Origin of the sequence: Cypionkella sp. TWP1-2-1b2 (assembly GCF_049896245.1) — a bacterium.
In the GTDB taxonomy this organism is placed as follows: Bacteria; Pseudomonadota; Alphaproteobacteria; order Rhodobacterales; family Rhodobacteraceae; genus Cypionkella.
On sequence record NZ_JAFCTX010000019.1, the window covers coordinates 35,747 to 50,622 of the forward strand.

General features: G+C 58.0%; 10 protein-coding genes. 5 read left to right on the forward strand and 5 right to left on the reverse strand.

Going from position 1 to position 14,876, the window contains the following annotated elements:
- The first annotated feature begins 5 nt into the window (after positions 1 to 5).
- Positions 6 to 1,340: a PQQ-dependent sugar dehydrogenase gene (locus ACP7AP_RS13685; RefSeq protein WP_426034766.1), complete on the forward strand. Its 1,335-nt coding sequence runs from the start codon at positions 6 to 8 to the stop codon at positions 1,338 to 1,340.
- A gap of 64 nt (positions 1,341 to 1,404) precedes the next feature.
- Here ACP7AP_RS13685 and ACP7AP_RS13690 read toward each other — a convergent pair whose 3' ends face one another.
- A complete protein-coding gene (locus ACP7AP_RS13690; protein ID WP_426034767.1) occupies positions 1,405 to 2,514 on the reverse strand; it encodes an alpha/beta hydrolase in 1,110 nt (369 codons plus the stop codon).
- Between the two features lie 462 nt (positions 2,515 to 2,976).
- Here ACP7AP_RS13690 and ACP7AP_RS13695 point away from each other — a divergent pair, with 462 nt between their 5' ends.
- Positions 2,977 to 5,067 carry a catalase gene (locus ACP7AP_RS13695; RefSeq protein WP_426034768.1) on the forward strand — a complete coding sequence of 697 codons (2,091 nt, stop codon included), beginning with the start codon at positions 2,977 to 2,979 and terminating at the stop codon, positions 5,065 to 5,067.
- Positions 5,068 to 5,119: 52 nt separating this feature from the next.
- On the forward strand, positions 5,120 to 6,220 hold the full coding sequence (locus tag ACP7AP_RS13700; RefSeq protein WP_426034769.1) for a flavodoxin family protein: 1,101 nt from the start codon (positions 5,120 to 5,122) through the stop codon (positions 6,218 to 6,220).
- Positions 6,221 to 6,532: 312 nt separating this feature from the next.
- On the opposite strand, the gene ACP7AP_RS13705 is transcribed toward ACP7AP_RS13700, so the two are convergent.
- A complete protein-coding gene (locus ACP7AP_RS13705) occupies positions 6,533 to 6,964 on the reverse strand; it encodes a CHRD domain-containing protein (protein ID WP_426034770.1) in 432 nt (143 codons plus the stop codon).
- 437 nt (positions 6,965 to 7,401) lie between these two features.
- Between ACP7AP_RS13705 and ACP7AP_RS13710 the strand changes: the two genes are divergently transcribed.
- Positions 7,402 to 10,953, forward strand: coding sequence for a chemotaxis protein CheB (locus ACP7AP_RS13710; protein ID WP_426034771.1), 3,552 nt, complete (start codon positions 7,402 to 7,404; stop codon positions 10,951 to 10,953).
- A 33-nt stretch (positions 10,954 to 10,986) separates the two neighbouring features.
- Positions 10,987 to 11,391, forward strand: coding sequence for a hypothetical protein (locus tag ACP7AP_RS13715; RefSeq protein WP_426034772.1), 405 nt, complete (start codon positions 10,987 to 10,989; stop codon positions 11,389 to 11,391).
- A 59-nt stretch (positions 11,392 to 11,450) separates the two neighbouring features.
- Here the strand turns inward: ACP7AP_RS13715 and ACP7AP_RS13720 are convergent, their stop codons facing one another.
- From ACP7AP_RS13720 to ACP7AP_RS13730, 3 genes are read right to left on the reverse strand one after another with little or no spacing between them, the layout of a single operon-like run.
- A complete protein-coding gene (locus tag ACP7AP_RS13720) occupies positions 11,451 to 11,753 on the reverse strand; it encodes a hypothetical protein (protein WP_426034773.1) in 303 nt (100 codons plus the stop codon).
- Positions 11,750 to 14,254 carry a cbb3-type cytochrome c oxidase subunit I gene (locus tag ACP7AP_RS13725; RefSeq protein WP_426034774.1) on the reverse strand — a complete coding sequence of 835 codons (2,505 nt, stop codon included), beginning with the start codon at positions 14,252 to 14,254 and terminating at the stop codon, positions 11,750 to 11,752. Before ACP7AP_RS13725 ends, ACP7AP_RS13720 begins: the two co-directional genes overlap by 4 nt.
- On the reverse strand, positions 14,251 to 14,871 hold the full coding sequence (locus ACP7AP_RS13730) for a cytochrome c oxidase subunit II (RefSeq protein ID WP_426034775.1): 621 nt from the start codon (positions 14,869 to 14,871) through the stop codon (positions 14,251 to 14,253). The genes ACP7AP_RS13725 and ACP7AP_RS13730 overlap by 4 nt, the downstream gene beginning before the upstream one ends.
- Positions 14,872 to 14,876 lie beyond the last annotated feature (5 nt).

A 14,876-nucleotide genomic window follows, 5' to 3' on the forward strand; every position in this document is an offset into this window, starting at 1 on the left:
GAAGTGTGTTGAAAATCTTGCTTGGCAGCGGCGTGGTCGTTGTTCTGGTTTCGACGGGCGTGTTGTTGACCTCCTGCGAACGAGCGACCGTTTCAGTGGCCGAAGGCTATGGCGCGCGCCCTGTTTTGCCCGCCGCAAACCCTGGCCTGATCCCGACAGTCAACATAGCACCGGCGGTCGGCTGGCCGGATGGAACGACGCCGATTGCAACCGACGATTTCTCGGTCAATGAATTTGCGGGCGGGTTTGATCACCCGCGTTGGCTGCATGTTCTTCCGAACGGCGACGTGCTTGTGGTGGAAAGCAACGCACCGGCGAAACCTGACACCAAGTTCAGCCTGAAAGGCTGGGTAATGGGTCTGGTCATGGCGCGGGCAGGTGCGGGCGTGCCCAGCGCGGACCGTATTTCCCTCGTCCGCGATGCAGACAACGATGGGGAAGCCGAAATACGAACGGTCTTTCTGGACAACCTCCACTCGCCGTTTGGTATGGCTCTGATCGGAGGCACACTTTATGTGGCGAACACAGATGCAGTCATTGCATTTCCCTATGTGACCGGGGCAACAAGCATCGAGGCAACTGGCACGATAGTTGCCCCCTTGCCCGCAGGCCCGATCAACCATCACTGGACCAAGGACTTGATCGCAAGCCGGGATGGGGCACGGTTGTATGCGACGGTTGGGTCGAACAGCAATGTGGCAGAGAATGGAATACCCGCCGAAGAAAACCGTGCCGCCGTGCTGGAAATCACCCTTGCATCCGGGGCTAGCCGCGTTTTCGCGTCGGGTCTGCGCAACCCCAACGGGTTGGCGTGGCAACCTGACAGCGGCGGTTTGTGGGTCGCGGTGAACGAGCGCGACGAAATCGGCAGTGATCTGGTGCCTGACTACATGACCTCGCTACGCGATGGAGGGTTCTATGGCTGGCCCTACAGTTACTATGGTCAGACGATTGACGACCGCGCGCAGCCGCCACGCCCCGATCTGGTGGCGAGTGCAATCGTGCCGGACTATGCCCTTGGCGCACACACCGGCTCGTTGGGTCTGACGTTCAACACCGGCAGCCTGTTTCCGGCCAAATACGCAGGTGGGGCTTTCGTTGGTCAGCACGGCTCGTGGAATCGCGAACCGCCATCGGGCTACAAGGTGATCTTCGTGCCGTTCAAAGACGGTGCGCCGACCGGAGCACCGCAGGATATTCTTTCGGGATTCCTGGACGCTGACGGCGATGCGATGGGTCGGCCTGTGGGTGTTGTGTTCGACCGCACCGGGGCGCTGCTGGTTGCAGACGATGTGGGGAATAAGGTTTGGCGGGTGGTGCCCGAGACGCCGCAACCATAACGGCTGCGGCTTGAGATGTTTACTGGCCCAGCAGAGGTTGCGGCCCCGCAATTTTTTCACAACATTACTTGGCGAAAGCTGCCTTCAAGTTGGCGGTTGCAAAGTCCATAGCTTCAACCGCCTGTGGGACAACGGCCCCCATGCCGAAGAATTCATGGGTTACAGCGTCAAAGTTTCGCGTCTCGACAGTTACCCCCGCCGCGATCAGCGCCTCGCCATACGCCATACTTTCGGAACGGAGCGGGTCAATTTGCGCTGTGATCAGTGTTGCAGGCGGCAGGCCTTGCAGATCATCGCGATCCACCAGGTCGATGCGCGGATCGGCGGTGTCGTCCATTTTCGCAAAAGCATGCTCGACGAACCAGGCCATGTCTGCCTTGCCAAGCGGAGCGGCTTCGGCATTTTCAAGATAAGAGGGCGTGGTCATGTCATTGCCAGCGACAGGATAGACCAGAAGCTGATGCAAGGGCTGCGTGATCTTGGCATCGCGCGCCATGATCGCCACGTTTGCCGCCAGATTGGCACCTGCGCTTTCGCCTGCAATCGCCATGCGCGCCGCATCGCCGTTTAATTTGCCTGAGTTCTCGACAGCCCAGATATAGGCCGCATAGGCATCGTCATGCGCCGCCGGAAACACGTTCTCCGGACCCTGGCGATAGTGCGATGACACCACGACCGCTTCTGCGCCAAGCGACAGCGCCCGGGCCGACGCGTCATAGGTGTCGATGTCGGCAATCACCCAGCCGCCACCGTGATAATAGACGACAACGGGAAATGGCCCGTCTCCCGCCGGAGTATAGACCCGCGCCATGATATCACCTGCGGGCCCCGGAATCACGATATCACGGGTAGAAATCGCCGCAGCTGGTCCTGCCTCGATGCCTTTGTCTGCCATAACTGCGGCGACGGCATCACCCGGGGTTGGCTGCGCCCGCGCCTCATCTGGGGTCAGCGTATGCAGCGGCTTGGCACCGAGTTCTGCAAGTTTGTCGAGAACGGCTTGCATTTCCGGCGCGGGTGTCGCCATTTTTCGCGCGTTTTCGGCATTGGTTTCCGTCTCAGTCGTCGCGGCGACGGCTCCTGCGGCTGCATCGGTCTGAGCCACTGCGGCAAGCGGCGGCGCGAAAGCGACTGTTGATGCTAGCACAAGGGATGGAAGTGGTTTCGTTTTCATTGCGACATCCTTGGATCACCAGGCGCGACGGAATGCCTGCGTGGCGAAAGGGCAACGTGGTTGCGTCGCTGTCGTTCCCAAAGATTTGGGCCTGATTTGGTTTTGGCGGGTTATGGCCGACCATAACGTGTTGCCCGCTTCAAGCGCAACTGGCGTCGTCTGTTGTGGAACGGTTGGCGGCGAACGGCGTTGGTATTTTGCAAATCACGCGAGCCCAACGTCAGGAGGCCCCAATGCAAAAACCAACCGCCAAAAAGCCTGCTCTGCACGGCGATTCCAAAGAATTGGACGCAGACGCAAAGGCCACCAAAACTGCGCCAGAACCAGCAATGGCCAAACCCGTGGAAGCCAAGCCGACCGTTCAAAGCAGCGAAGCGGAAAGTCACACCAGATCGTGTTGATCTGGGCTGTCACAGGGCCGGGCCAGGGTTCCGTCCTTTGAAATTCAGAAAAGGAACGTCCATGAAAACGCCATCCCAATCGTCAGACCTCAATGACCTGATTTCAGCCCGTGGAACGGGCGGCGAGATCCAGCAGCACGCAGTCGAGGGAACCGAACGCCTGACCACGGCGCAAGGCGTGGTGATTGCCGACAACCAGAATTCATTGCGGGCTGGCGCGCCGGGCCCGACATTGTTGGAAGATTTCGCATTGCGCGAAAAGATTTTTCACTTTGACCACGAACGCATCCCCGAACGGGTCGTTCATGCGCGCGGCTATGGTGCGCATGGCACTTTCACCTGCACCCGCGCCATGGCTGATGTAACGCGCGCCGCTCCCTTTGCCTCAGTTGGCAAACAAACCGAGGTGTTCGTCCGCTTTTCCACAGTTGCGGGCAGCAAAGGCTCGCCTGACCTTGCGCGCGACATCCGGGGCTTTGCCGTCAAGTTCTACACTGATCAGGGAAACTGGGATCTGGTGGGCAACAATGCGCCGGTGTTCTTCATTCAGGACGCCATCAAGTTTCCGGACCTTATCCATTCCGTCAAACCGGAACCGGACCGTGATTTTCCGCAAGCTGCGTCTGCACATGACAACTTCTGGGATTTCATTTCGCTGACACCTGAGGCGATGCATACGATCATGTGGGCCATGTCTGACCGTGCAATCCCCAGATCCTTCACCACGATGGAGGGGTTTGGCGTTCACACCTTCCGGTTTGTGACCGTAGATGGTGTGTCCACCTTCGTCAAATTTCACTGGAAGCCCAAGATGGGCCTGCAATCCGTGGTCTGGGACGAAGCGGTCAAAAGCAATGGGGCCGATGCCGACCGCCACCGCCGCGATCTGTGGGATGCGATTGATCGGGGCGATTACCCCGAATGGGATCTGGGTGTGCAACTGTTCGATCAGGCGTTTGCCGATGGTTTTGCTTTTGATGTGCTGGACCCCACCAAACTGATCCCGGAAGAGGATTGCCCGATTCAGATCGTCGGCACGATGAAACTTGACCGCGCGGTAGAGAACTTCTTTGCCGAAACCGAACAGGTGGCATTCTGCACGCAGAACGTTGTGCCGGGAATTGATTTTACCGATGACCCGCTGCTGCAAGGGCGAAACTTCTCTTACCTTGATACTCAGTTGAAACGCCTTGGCGGACCGAATTTTACCAAAATCCCCGTCAATGCGCCAAAGGGCTGCCCCGTCAGCAATTACCAGCAGGACGGCCATATGCAGACGGCCCACCGCAAGGGCCGGGTGAATTATGAACCCAACGGGTGGGGGGAAGGCCCCCGCGCACATCCATTGGAAGGCTATGTCAGCTACCTCTCGTCGGTATCTGGCGACAAGGCCCGCCTGCGGCCCGAAAGTTTTTCCGACCATTACAGTCAGGCCCGGCAGTTCTACATCAGCCAGACACCCAGCGAACAAGGCCATATCGCAGCGGCACTGGTGTTTGAGTTGTCAAAATGTGCCGAGCCCGGTATCCGCGCGCGGATCGTGTCGCATTTGCGCAATGTAGACGAGGATTTGGCGGCGCATGTCGGTAACGGGTTGGGCCTTGAAGCGATGCCAGCCCCCGCCCCTGCCGCCCGTCCGACCCGCACCGACTTGAAACCCTCGCCTGCACTCAGCATCCAGTCAAATCCGCCTGAAAGCTTCAAAGGCCGGGTGATGGGCGTGATGCTGAGTGACGGTTTTGACGGGTCGCTGCTGGCGGCACTGGAAAAAGCTGTGGCTGATGCTGGTGGCCTGATCAAGATTATCGCACCCCGGATCGGCGGAGTGACCTGCAGCAAGAACAACCTGCACACGGTGGATGAAAAGATCGGCGGCGCGCCATCGGTCTTGTTCGACTCGGTCGCAATACTGCCCGGAAAAGACAGTTTGGCCACGACCGCGGCTGCAAAGGCTTTCCTGTCGGATGCCCATCAGCACTGCAAATATGTGGGGTGGTCCGAAGATGCGAGCGCGCTTGTAGCTGTTTGCGGTTTGGCCGGGGCAGAGGACGATGCCTTTTGCGCGTTGACTGATGCTCCTTCGGTTCAGGCGTTTGTGAACGGCTGTAAAAACCTGCGGTACTGGGCACGAGAGACCCTGTTGCAGGGCTGATGGTTCTCGGCACCTCCCGGCAAGCTACCCCTTTATTGAAAGGAAGACCGCCATGCCTTTGACGCCAAAACCGGGCAAAGCCATCAAACCGCGCAAGGGCATGCCCAGCCCGCAACTGGCCGAAGCCGAATTCAAACAGCGCTACAATGATCAGTTCTTCGATCCGGCCTTTCGTGGCGTGCAGGCCGAACTGGACAAGGTTGTCGATATTGCCTGGGATGCCTATGACAAATCGCGCAAAAGCCCGGTCACTCAAAAAGCCGGGCCGGGCTTTTCAAACGCCAAATATGATCTTTCGGTCAATTGGATTGCCGCACACGAGGCCGTAAAGGCGGCACAACTGCGCCACGACGACAAAAAGCAGACCCCCCGTATTCTGCTGATCAACGGATCGTCCCGGTCTGAACACACTTGCCCAGGCGAGATGTCGAAAAGCTTTCGGCTGATCGAAATTGCGCAGGAGGTGATTGAAACGGAATTCAAGGTGAAGGTCGACATCCTCGATCTGTCAAGGCTCGCGTCCGAATATGGTCGTAATATTCACCCCTGCAAGGCGTGCTTTTCCACCGCAGCCCCACTGTGTCACTGGCCCTGTTCGTGCTACCCAAACCACGCCATGGGGCAGACGCAGGACTGGATGAATGACATATATCCGTTGTGGGTTGCGGCCCACGGCGTGATGATCATAACCCCGGTCAACTGGTATCAGGTTACTTCGCCGATCAAGCTGATGATGGACCGGCTGGTTTGCGCCGATGGCGGCAACCCCGACCCGACCCTGACCGATGGCAAGGATGCATCCTTGGCCAAAAAGATCGAGCTGGCAGGCTGGGACTATCCGCGCCATCTGGCGGGCCGAGCGTTTTCCGTGGTGGTGCACGGCGATGTTGCGGGCGTTGAAAACGTGCGCCGGTCGTTGTCGGATTGGCTGAAATTCATGAAGCTGATACCTGCTGGGCCAAGCGCCGAGGTTGATCGCTACATCGGCTATTGGGAGCCATATGCGACAAGCCACGCGGCGTTGGATGCGGACAAGGACATTCAGGGTGAAGTTCGCAACGCCGCTCGTGAATTGGCAACTGCTGTAATTGAAACACGCAAGGGGCGAATGGTGGTTGCTGGCGCTGAATTGATTGATCCCAGGCAGAAGTAGGGCCCGGCGTTCGAAATCATCAACTGATGCCGATCCTTGTTTTCGGTAAGGGCTCATCCAGTCGCGGAGCAAAAGTGAAGCAGGCGACAAGCAGACGGGATAAAGGCTCGACTACCGTTGCGTTGGTCAGGGCGGGAAATCAGAAAAACCACTCTGTTCCTTGTGCCGTCAGGTCTGATTGACAGGCCTGCCACCCGCTTCACTTAATTAACGTGACGGTAGTCATAGGGTTCCGTCTGCAGTTTGAGATCTGGATTTCCCTGAAGTCGCGCACGCACTGCAGGCAAGCAGAGCGTGCGGAAATGCCGGTCGCTATTTCATCAGCGCAAGTTGACCACGAATTTCGCCATCGGGGAACTTTTCCGTGTGAACGTTGAAGTAATAGGTGCCCGCCATCAGTTCTGCCGCCTGTGCATCGGTGATCGGAGCCGAGCCTTTCATCGTTTCACCCGTGGTGTCGATAACCGGTCCTGCGGATTCGGTTGCGGTTGCGGGGCCATGAATGTGCGACGCTGTCATGTCACCGCTCAGGCCATCGTGGGTATACACCCAAGTCACAGTTTTCGCTTCGGTATCAAGTGTCACTTCGGCGGTTCCGGTTGCAGCGCTGTCAGTTGGCGGCACTTCGGCAGCGCCGGTCATTTCGGTGGTAAACTTCATCATTTCGGCTTGGGCTGTGGCTGCTGCAAACATCATACTGACGGCCAGCGCGGCAACAACACCTGAATTTTGGATACGGATCATGGTGAACGTTCCTTTAAAACCGGAGCAGTATTGCCCCTGTTTCCAACGTTTCGACGATCAAGTGGTTCCGAGATCAAACTTGCGCCGACCGGCGCTGCAGGCAGAATGCCGCGCAGCCCATTGGCCGATTGCCAAAGCCAAGCTGTCAAGCATGGTGTCGCGACCACGCAGGCTGGTTTTGTATGGGTCCAGTACTGGACAAGCGTGCTACCCTTGGCATGTGACCTACTGATCGGGCCTTGACCTAGATGTCAGCGCGCCGGTCTTGCGGTCATCGCAATAGCCCGCCCGGCCTCCAGCGCTTCGTCCCACTATCGGCGATCGCCATCGAAAAGGCGTCGACTCTGGGCGTTCATTCGCCTACCGATAGAGACCGACAACAAAATGCGAGCTTCAGCTTAAGCCAACACACAGCCCAGAAAAGGTGCGACTCCGCGATGGAAAAAAAGGCACCTAAATCTGCAAAGACGTCGGGTGTGTCCCCAACAGGTTTGGCATCAGGTCCAGCGGCACCTTTGATCGTTGGCATTGGCGCATCGGCCGGTGGCCTGGAGGCGTTCCGTAGCTTTTTCGCCAGCACCGGTCAGGATACCGGAATGGCTTATGTCCTTGTCCAGCACCTATCACCTGACCACAAAAGTATGTTGGCAGACCTTCTTGGAAAATCAACGTCAATGCCAGTGATCGAGGCGGTTGACGGGCTGCAGGTAACAGCCAACAACGTTTTTGTCATTCCGCCCGATGCGACAATGACGATCAGCAGCGGCCACCTTCAGGTCGTCAAGCCTGCGCCACCACGCCACACGCGCCGACCCATCGACACCTTTCTTCAGTCGCTTGCCTCCGATCAGGGCGAAAACGCGGTTTGCATCATCCTGTCAGGGACCGGAAGCGATGGCACGCTGGGATCCGCCGCGATCAGGGAAAACGGCGGACTCACCCTTGCCCAAGCCGAATATGACAGCCATGCGTTGCCGGGCATGCCGCAAAGTGCCGCTGCATCCGGGCAGGTTGATGAAGTGCTAGCGGTTGAGGCCATGCCTGCGCGGCTGGTAAAATACCGAAAACACCTGCATTCAGTGTCAGTCAACAAAGACGACAATGGAACAAGGACCGATGCTGCCCAACACATTGCGACGATTTTCGGCGCACTGCGGGCAAGGACCGGGCACGACTTTCTGCAATACAAGGAAAAAACGCTGCTGCGACGGCTGCAACGCCGGATGCAGTTGCTGCAGATTGAAACCACCGAAGCCTACATTCAAAGGGTCCGCGATCAGCCGGAAGAGCTGGACCAGTTGTTTCGAGAGTTGTTAATCGGGGTGACGCAATTTTTTCGCGATCCGGCCGCCTTCGAGGCGTTGAATGAAACTGTTCTGAAAGGCCTTGTTGCCAACAAAGGTGCAGATGAGACGGTCCGGGTTTGGGTGCCGGGGTGTGCGACGGGGCATGAAGCTTACACCATCGCCATATTGCTGCGAGAAGCGATCGGAAATCGACGTCCAAAGCCCAAAATCCAGATATTTGGCACCGATATTGATGATCGCGCTATCGCGGCGGCACGGATTGGACGCTACCAAAGTCCAATCGCTGGCATTTCGCCTGAACGCATGGAGCGTTGGTTCAAGCAGCAAGGTAATGACGCGGTTATAGTGCCTGAAATTCGCGAAATGTGCGTATTTTCGGCGCACAGCATCATTAAGGACCCGCCATTTTCCAAACTTGACCTGATCTCTTGCCGCAATCTTTTGATCTATATCGACCCGATGATGCAGGACCGCGTCATGCGAAGCTTTCACTACGCACTGAAACCCGGTGGGCGGCTGTTCCTGGGATCTTCCGAATCTGTAACCCGCACTGCCAAATTGTTCAGCGCTACAGACAAGAAATATCGCATTTTTGAGCGTCGCGACACCGATGGCACAGTTCTGCCTGATCTGCTGATGCGCAGCACCGCTGGCGATTCCAAGCCGGTACCTGCCGCACCGGTAACGGGCTTTGGTGACCGGATCGACAAGAACGCCCGCCGTGCGATGGAGAAATACTATCCGCCACATATTGTGGTCGACAGGAACCAACAGATTGTCAGTTTTTCAGGTGGGGCAGTCGGTCCTTACCTTGAACCATCGGCTGGCACGCCAAGTTTTGCGTTATACGACATTTTGCGAAAGCCGCTGCGCGCCGCTGTGCGGGCGATTTTGCAAGAGGTGACAGCAACAAATGCGCCGGTGCAAAAGCGCGACATACCGCTGCGGCTGGCAGGACTGCCACATATGGTCACGCTGATCGCAGAACCGATAGGCGAAGCGGCGGAATACATCGTCTTGGCCTTTCAGGACAGCGGCAAAGCAGCCCCCGCCGAAACGAAAGCGCAAAAAACGAAAGACGCCAATGACTCAATACATGCGCTAGAACAAGAATTGCGCACCACCCGTGCGCAGTTAATGTCGACGATTGACGAATTGGAAGTCACAAATGAGGAAATGAAATCGTCGAACGAAGAATACCAGTCCGTCAATGAAGAACTGCAATCATCCAATGAGGAACTTGAAACCTCGAAAGAGGAAATGCAGTCGATCAACGAAGAGTTGCAGACCATCAACGTCGAGATGATCGGCAAGACTGAAATGCTGACCCATCTGAACAGCGATATCAAAAACCTGCTGGAAAGCACCGATATTGCTACTCTGTTTTTGGATGAACATTTGCGGATCAACAATTTCACGCGGGGCATTGCCGATATCTTCAGCGTCCGGGATACCGATATCGGCAGACCAATTACCGAGATCGTCAGCCTGCTGGATTATTCGGCTTTGGCGACCGATGTAAAATCCGTGTTGCGGACGCTTTCGCCCACTACGCGCCCGGTGACGCTGAAGGATGCGACGATGTCATTCGAAATGCGCATCCGCCCCTATCGGACCGTCGACAACGTCATTACCGGAGTGGTCTGCACATTCGTGGACGTCACGCTGCGCGACAAAATTGAAGCCGGAATTCGTGAAAGCGAAAAACAATTTCATGCGCTTGCGGAATCCATTCCACAACTTGCGTGGATCATGGACGCAAAGGGGTATATCTTTTGGTTCAATCAGCGTTGGTTCGATTACACCAACACAACACTTGAAGGAATGAAGGGTCAGGGCTGGCGCAGTGTCCATGATCCAGCCGAAGTCGAGCGGGTGGTCAAACACCTCAATCATTGTGTGAGCACGGGCGAAGTCTGGGAAGACACTTTCCCATTACGTGGCGCAGATGGAACCTATCGTTGGTTCTTGTCACGCGCCCAACCCATTCGCGACGAAAGCGGCAAGATCGTCCGTTGGTTTGGCACAAATACAGACGTGGAAGATCAGAGACTCAGCGAAAAGCTGCAGGACCTTTTGCTAAAAGAAATGGATCATCGGGTAAAGAACCTGTTTTCCATCATTAGTGGCATGGTGTCACTCAGCGTGCGCTCGGCTCTGACGGCTGGAGATTTGGCCAAGACAGTTCGCGGAAGGATCGCGGCACTCGCCCAAGCGCACGCCCTTATAAGAATAAACAAACCCGCGTCAGGCGCATCGCGCGAAACTACGCTCGAGGATCTCGTTCGGGCGATTGTGGAGCCCTATACGGATGCCGCAACCCCTGATGACGACATTCGGGTGGTGGTTCAGGGACCGCAGGTCATTTTGGGGACAGAATCCACGACAGCAATGGCGCTCGTGTTGCACGAGTTAGCCACCAATGCTGCAAAATACGGTGCATTCTCAACACCACTAGGTCACATCAAGATTTCCTGGGTCATCAAAAAGAACGAAATTGAGTTGTCGTGGCAAGAACGGGGTGGGCCGTCAGTCCTTGGGCCGCCTGCCAAGGAAGGCTTCGGAAGTGTCTTGGCCCGGCACGGTATCGAAGGTCAGCTTCATGGCAATCTTGCGTTCATCTGGGACGCGGACGGGTTGACAGCAAATCTTTCGGCGACCGTGGAACGCCTTGCTCTGTAGGGCGTTGTTAACTATGGATAGGCGTCGTCACAAATGGGAGAAATTCCGGTGCTAACGGGTTCTCTCGTGCTTGTTGCCGAAGACCAGATCTTCATCGCCATGGATTTGGCGTTGGCGGTAGAGGATGCAGGGGGAGAGGTTGCGGGGCCGGTCGCCAGCGTTGAAAATGCACTAGCGCTGATCGAAAAGCGACCAATCACCGCCGCAATTTTGGACTTCAATTTGACGGACGGCGATGTAACACTGGTCGTGATGCTGCTTCTGGACGCTAATATTCCGATAATTATTCAATCAGGGGTGGGCATTACGCCCCAACTGGCAATGCGTTTCCCCAACCTTGTCGTGTACATAAAACCCTACGATTCTGCCGATCTGGTTTCCAAACTGGCGGTGCTGATCGCGGCAAAGCGTAGCCATGCTGAAAACTGGACCGAGTAACGAATCGTGAACGCCCGCCCGAGCAACCTCAATCCATTTCGCCAGAAAGCTGCCCGGAATTACAGACAGACCGATGCAGCCAGCACAGCTACCATCGTCCAGATCGCCGCAATCAGCGCTGTCCCTGCAATCGCAATAGCCGTCGACTGGATGAAACGTGACCGCGAGGGCGCGTATAAGACTGCCATCAGGCAGAGCATCTGCACAGCAATCGTGACGCACCATGCGGCCAGCAGAACCGGGCGGGCCTCCAAGTCATCAGGCCAGTGGCGTGAACAGGACAGTCCTTGAAGGGCATACACAGCGCTGAACCCGGTAATCCAGAGAGAAATGGGCAGCGACAAGCGCAGAATTTCGATCATCCAAAAGCTCCCGGTAGCCACGCCGCCGCCAGCGCGACAAGCCCGGTCGCGGCAGTGAAATCGGCCCACAGCGCCACAATCCGCACCTCGCCAATGCGAGCGGGCGAGGCATACCCTGCGGCCACCCGCGCAGCCAGAAAGCACAGCATGATCGCTGACAGGAAAGTGTGCAGCCCGACATGGCCCGCCAGCAACCACAGCGTGGCGTCATAGGCATGACTGGCGGGGTCGGGGCGATCCAGAATCACCGTTGCGGCAGCGACAGACAGCGCCAGAGCGCCAACAAGTCCGAGGCCCAATGCGGCCCATGCAGCGTGACTGCGCCTTATCGCACGCATCGCAAGGCGCGGCCCTACAGTAAGCGCCAACGCACCCGTCAGCGCAAGGGCAACGGCCCAAAGTTGGGGCTGAAGATAGGACTGCGGCGGCCAGTTCGGGGCCACGGTCCACAGGAACGCGTAGCCGAACAGCAGTGATCCGAAATGCACCCCGTCTGCCAGCAGCAAAAACAAAGATCCCCACCAGCCCGGCGGGTCAGCACTTTCGGATGCCGGCGGCAGCATCGCACCGTGCCCCGCGTCAACCAGCCCCTCGTCCACACGCGATCCCAGACCCCACGCCCATACCAGCGCGAGCGCGATCACGCCCACCAACGCAAGCCCCGCGACAAAGTAGGCGTCGAACAGGGGGGCCAAAAACGATGTGCTGGTGACCACCGCCAGCAGGAAGGGAAGCACTGAATTGCCCGGTAGCACCACCACTTGGGCAGGCACGCCCCGCGCAGTTGACACGATCAGGTTTTCACGGCGGTTGCGCTGTGTGTCACCAAGATAGCCCTCGCCCCGCGCAATGCGCAGCGCCAGTTCCGGGTCGTCGTGCAGTGGATAGCGGCCCCGCACGATGGGGATCGACGCAAACCCGTAGGCAGGCGACGGTATCGCCGCCGCCCATTCCAGCGTGCCCGCCTCCCATGGGTTGCGCCGCCCGCGCACCGCGACAAACGCATTCACCGCCACATCAAGGATAATCAGCGCAAAGCCGATGGCCATCACGAAGGATGCCATAGAGGCCACGAGGTTCAATGCCGTCCATCCCTGATCTGCATCATAGGTCCAGGTGCGCCTGCGTTGACCCAGCAGCCCCGCCATGTGAACCGCAAGGAAGGTGATGTGGAACGAAGGCACCACGAGCCAGAACGCCACCTCGCCCAGCCTGAAAAAACGTGTGCTTCCCGTCAGCAGGGGCAGAAAATAGTATATGGCGGCCACCATCGGAAACACATAACCGCCGATCAGGACGTAATGCAGATGCGCCACCACAAAGTGGGTGTCGTGGACCTGCCAGTTGAACGGCACCACGGCCAGCATCACGCCCGTCAGCCCGCCGATCACAAAGGTCGCAAAGAACCCCATGATCCACAGCATCGGCAACTCCATCCGGGCGCGGCCTTTCCACAGAGTGCCTATCCATGAAAAGATCATGACCGATGTCGGCACAGCGACCAGCGTCGAGGCGGCGGAAAAGAACGCGAGCCCCAGGTGCGGGATGCCGGTGGTGAACATGTGGTGGACCCAGAGGCCAAAGCTGAGCACTGCCAGCGACACCGCCGCCGCCACAACCCAGCCGTAGCCAAGCAGGTTTGTGCGCGCCATCACCGGCAAGATGGTGGCGATCATGCCTGCGGCGGGCAGAAAGATGATATACACCTCCGGGTGGCCAAACAGCCAAAACAGGTGCTGCCACAAAAGCGGATCGCCGCCGTTTTCCACCTGAAAGAACGGCCAGTCGAGCGCGCGTTCGACCTCCAGCAACAGCGATCCCAGGATCATTGGCGGAAACGCCGTCAGGATCATCACCGACACCACAATGATGTACCACGCAAAAATCGGCATCCGCGACAGGCTCATCCCCGCCGCGCGATACCGCAGGACGGTCACGATCACCTCGATAGCCGTCGCGATGGCCGATACTTCGATTGACGTGATGCCCAGCAGCCAGACATCGGCCCCGATCCCCGGCGAGAATGCGGCGGATGACAGCGGCGGATACATGAACCAGCCGCCATCCGGGGCAAGGCCCATCAGCATGGCGATAATGACCGCAGAACCGCCAAAGATATAGACCCATAGCCCGTAGGCCCCAAGGCGGGGAAACGCCAGATCGCGGGTGCCCAGCATGCCCGGCAGCAGCAGCATCGACATCGCCTCGAAAAACGGGATGGCGAACAGAAACATCATCACGGTGCCATGCATGGTGAAGATCTGGTTGTAGACCTGCGGTTCCATGAAGGCCGAGTTTGGCGTGGCCAGCTGTGCGCGGATCAGCATTGCAAGGATGCCGCCAATGACAAAGAATGTGGTCGCGACGATCAGGAACAGGATGCCGATGTCGTTGTTATTGCTGGTGGTGAACCAGCCGCGAAAGCGCGGGTCGGATCCCCATATCCGCGCCAGTGCCCGGTGCAGGCGCAGGGCGGTGCCGCGTTTTGGCGCGTCGGTCATGGTGAGCCTTCCTGCAGGAATGTGGCCCAGGACGCCGGATCATGCGCCTCGACCGTGAACACATGCTCCCGGTAACCCTGCCCGCTGAATTCAGCACTTTGACCATCATATGTGCCCGGGTCTGCGGCCTCGATCCGCAGCACGTTCACATGGCCGGGGATCGCATCAAGTTTGCCCGCCAGCTGCGGAACCCAGAACGAATGGATCACATCGGTGCTGGTGATCTCGACATTCACCGGGCGGCGTGCGGGAATGTGCAGCACGCCCTCGGTCGCGGGCACGGGGGTGTCGGCATAGCGAAACGTCCAGGCCCATTGCCGCGCCTCGGCCTGAACGGTTACCAGATCGGGCGTATCGCGCGGCAACAGCCGCTCACCAATCACAAGGCCGTATCCCGTCAGCACGGCCAGCGTTACCAGTGGAAAGCCAAGCCCAAGGCCCCACATCCAGACACGCGCCCCGCGCTCGTCCTCGCCGTGAACCGACGGACTGGCGGGGCGAGACAGGGCGGCAAACAGCAAGGCCATAACCAACAGAAAGATCGCCACCCCGCCAGCCAGCATGATCCACCACAAATCGGCGATGGTCCGGGCTGCCGGACCCGCCGGGTGCAACATCGAAA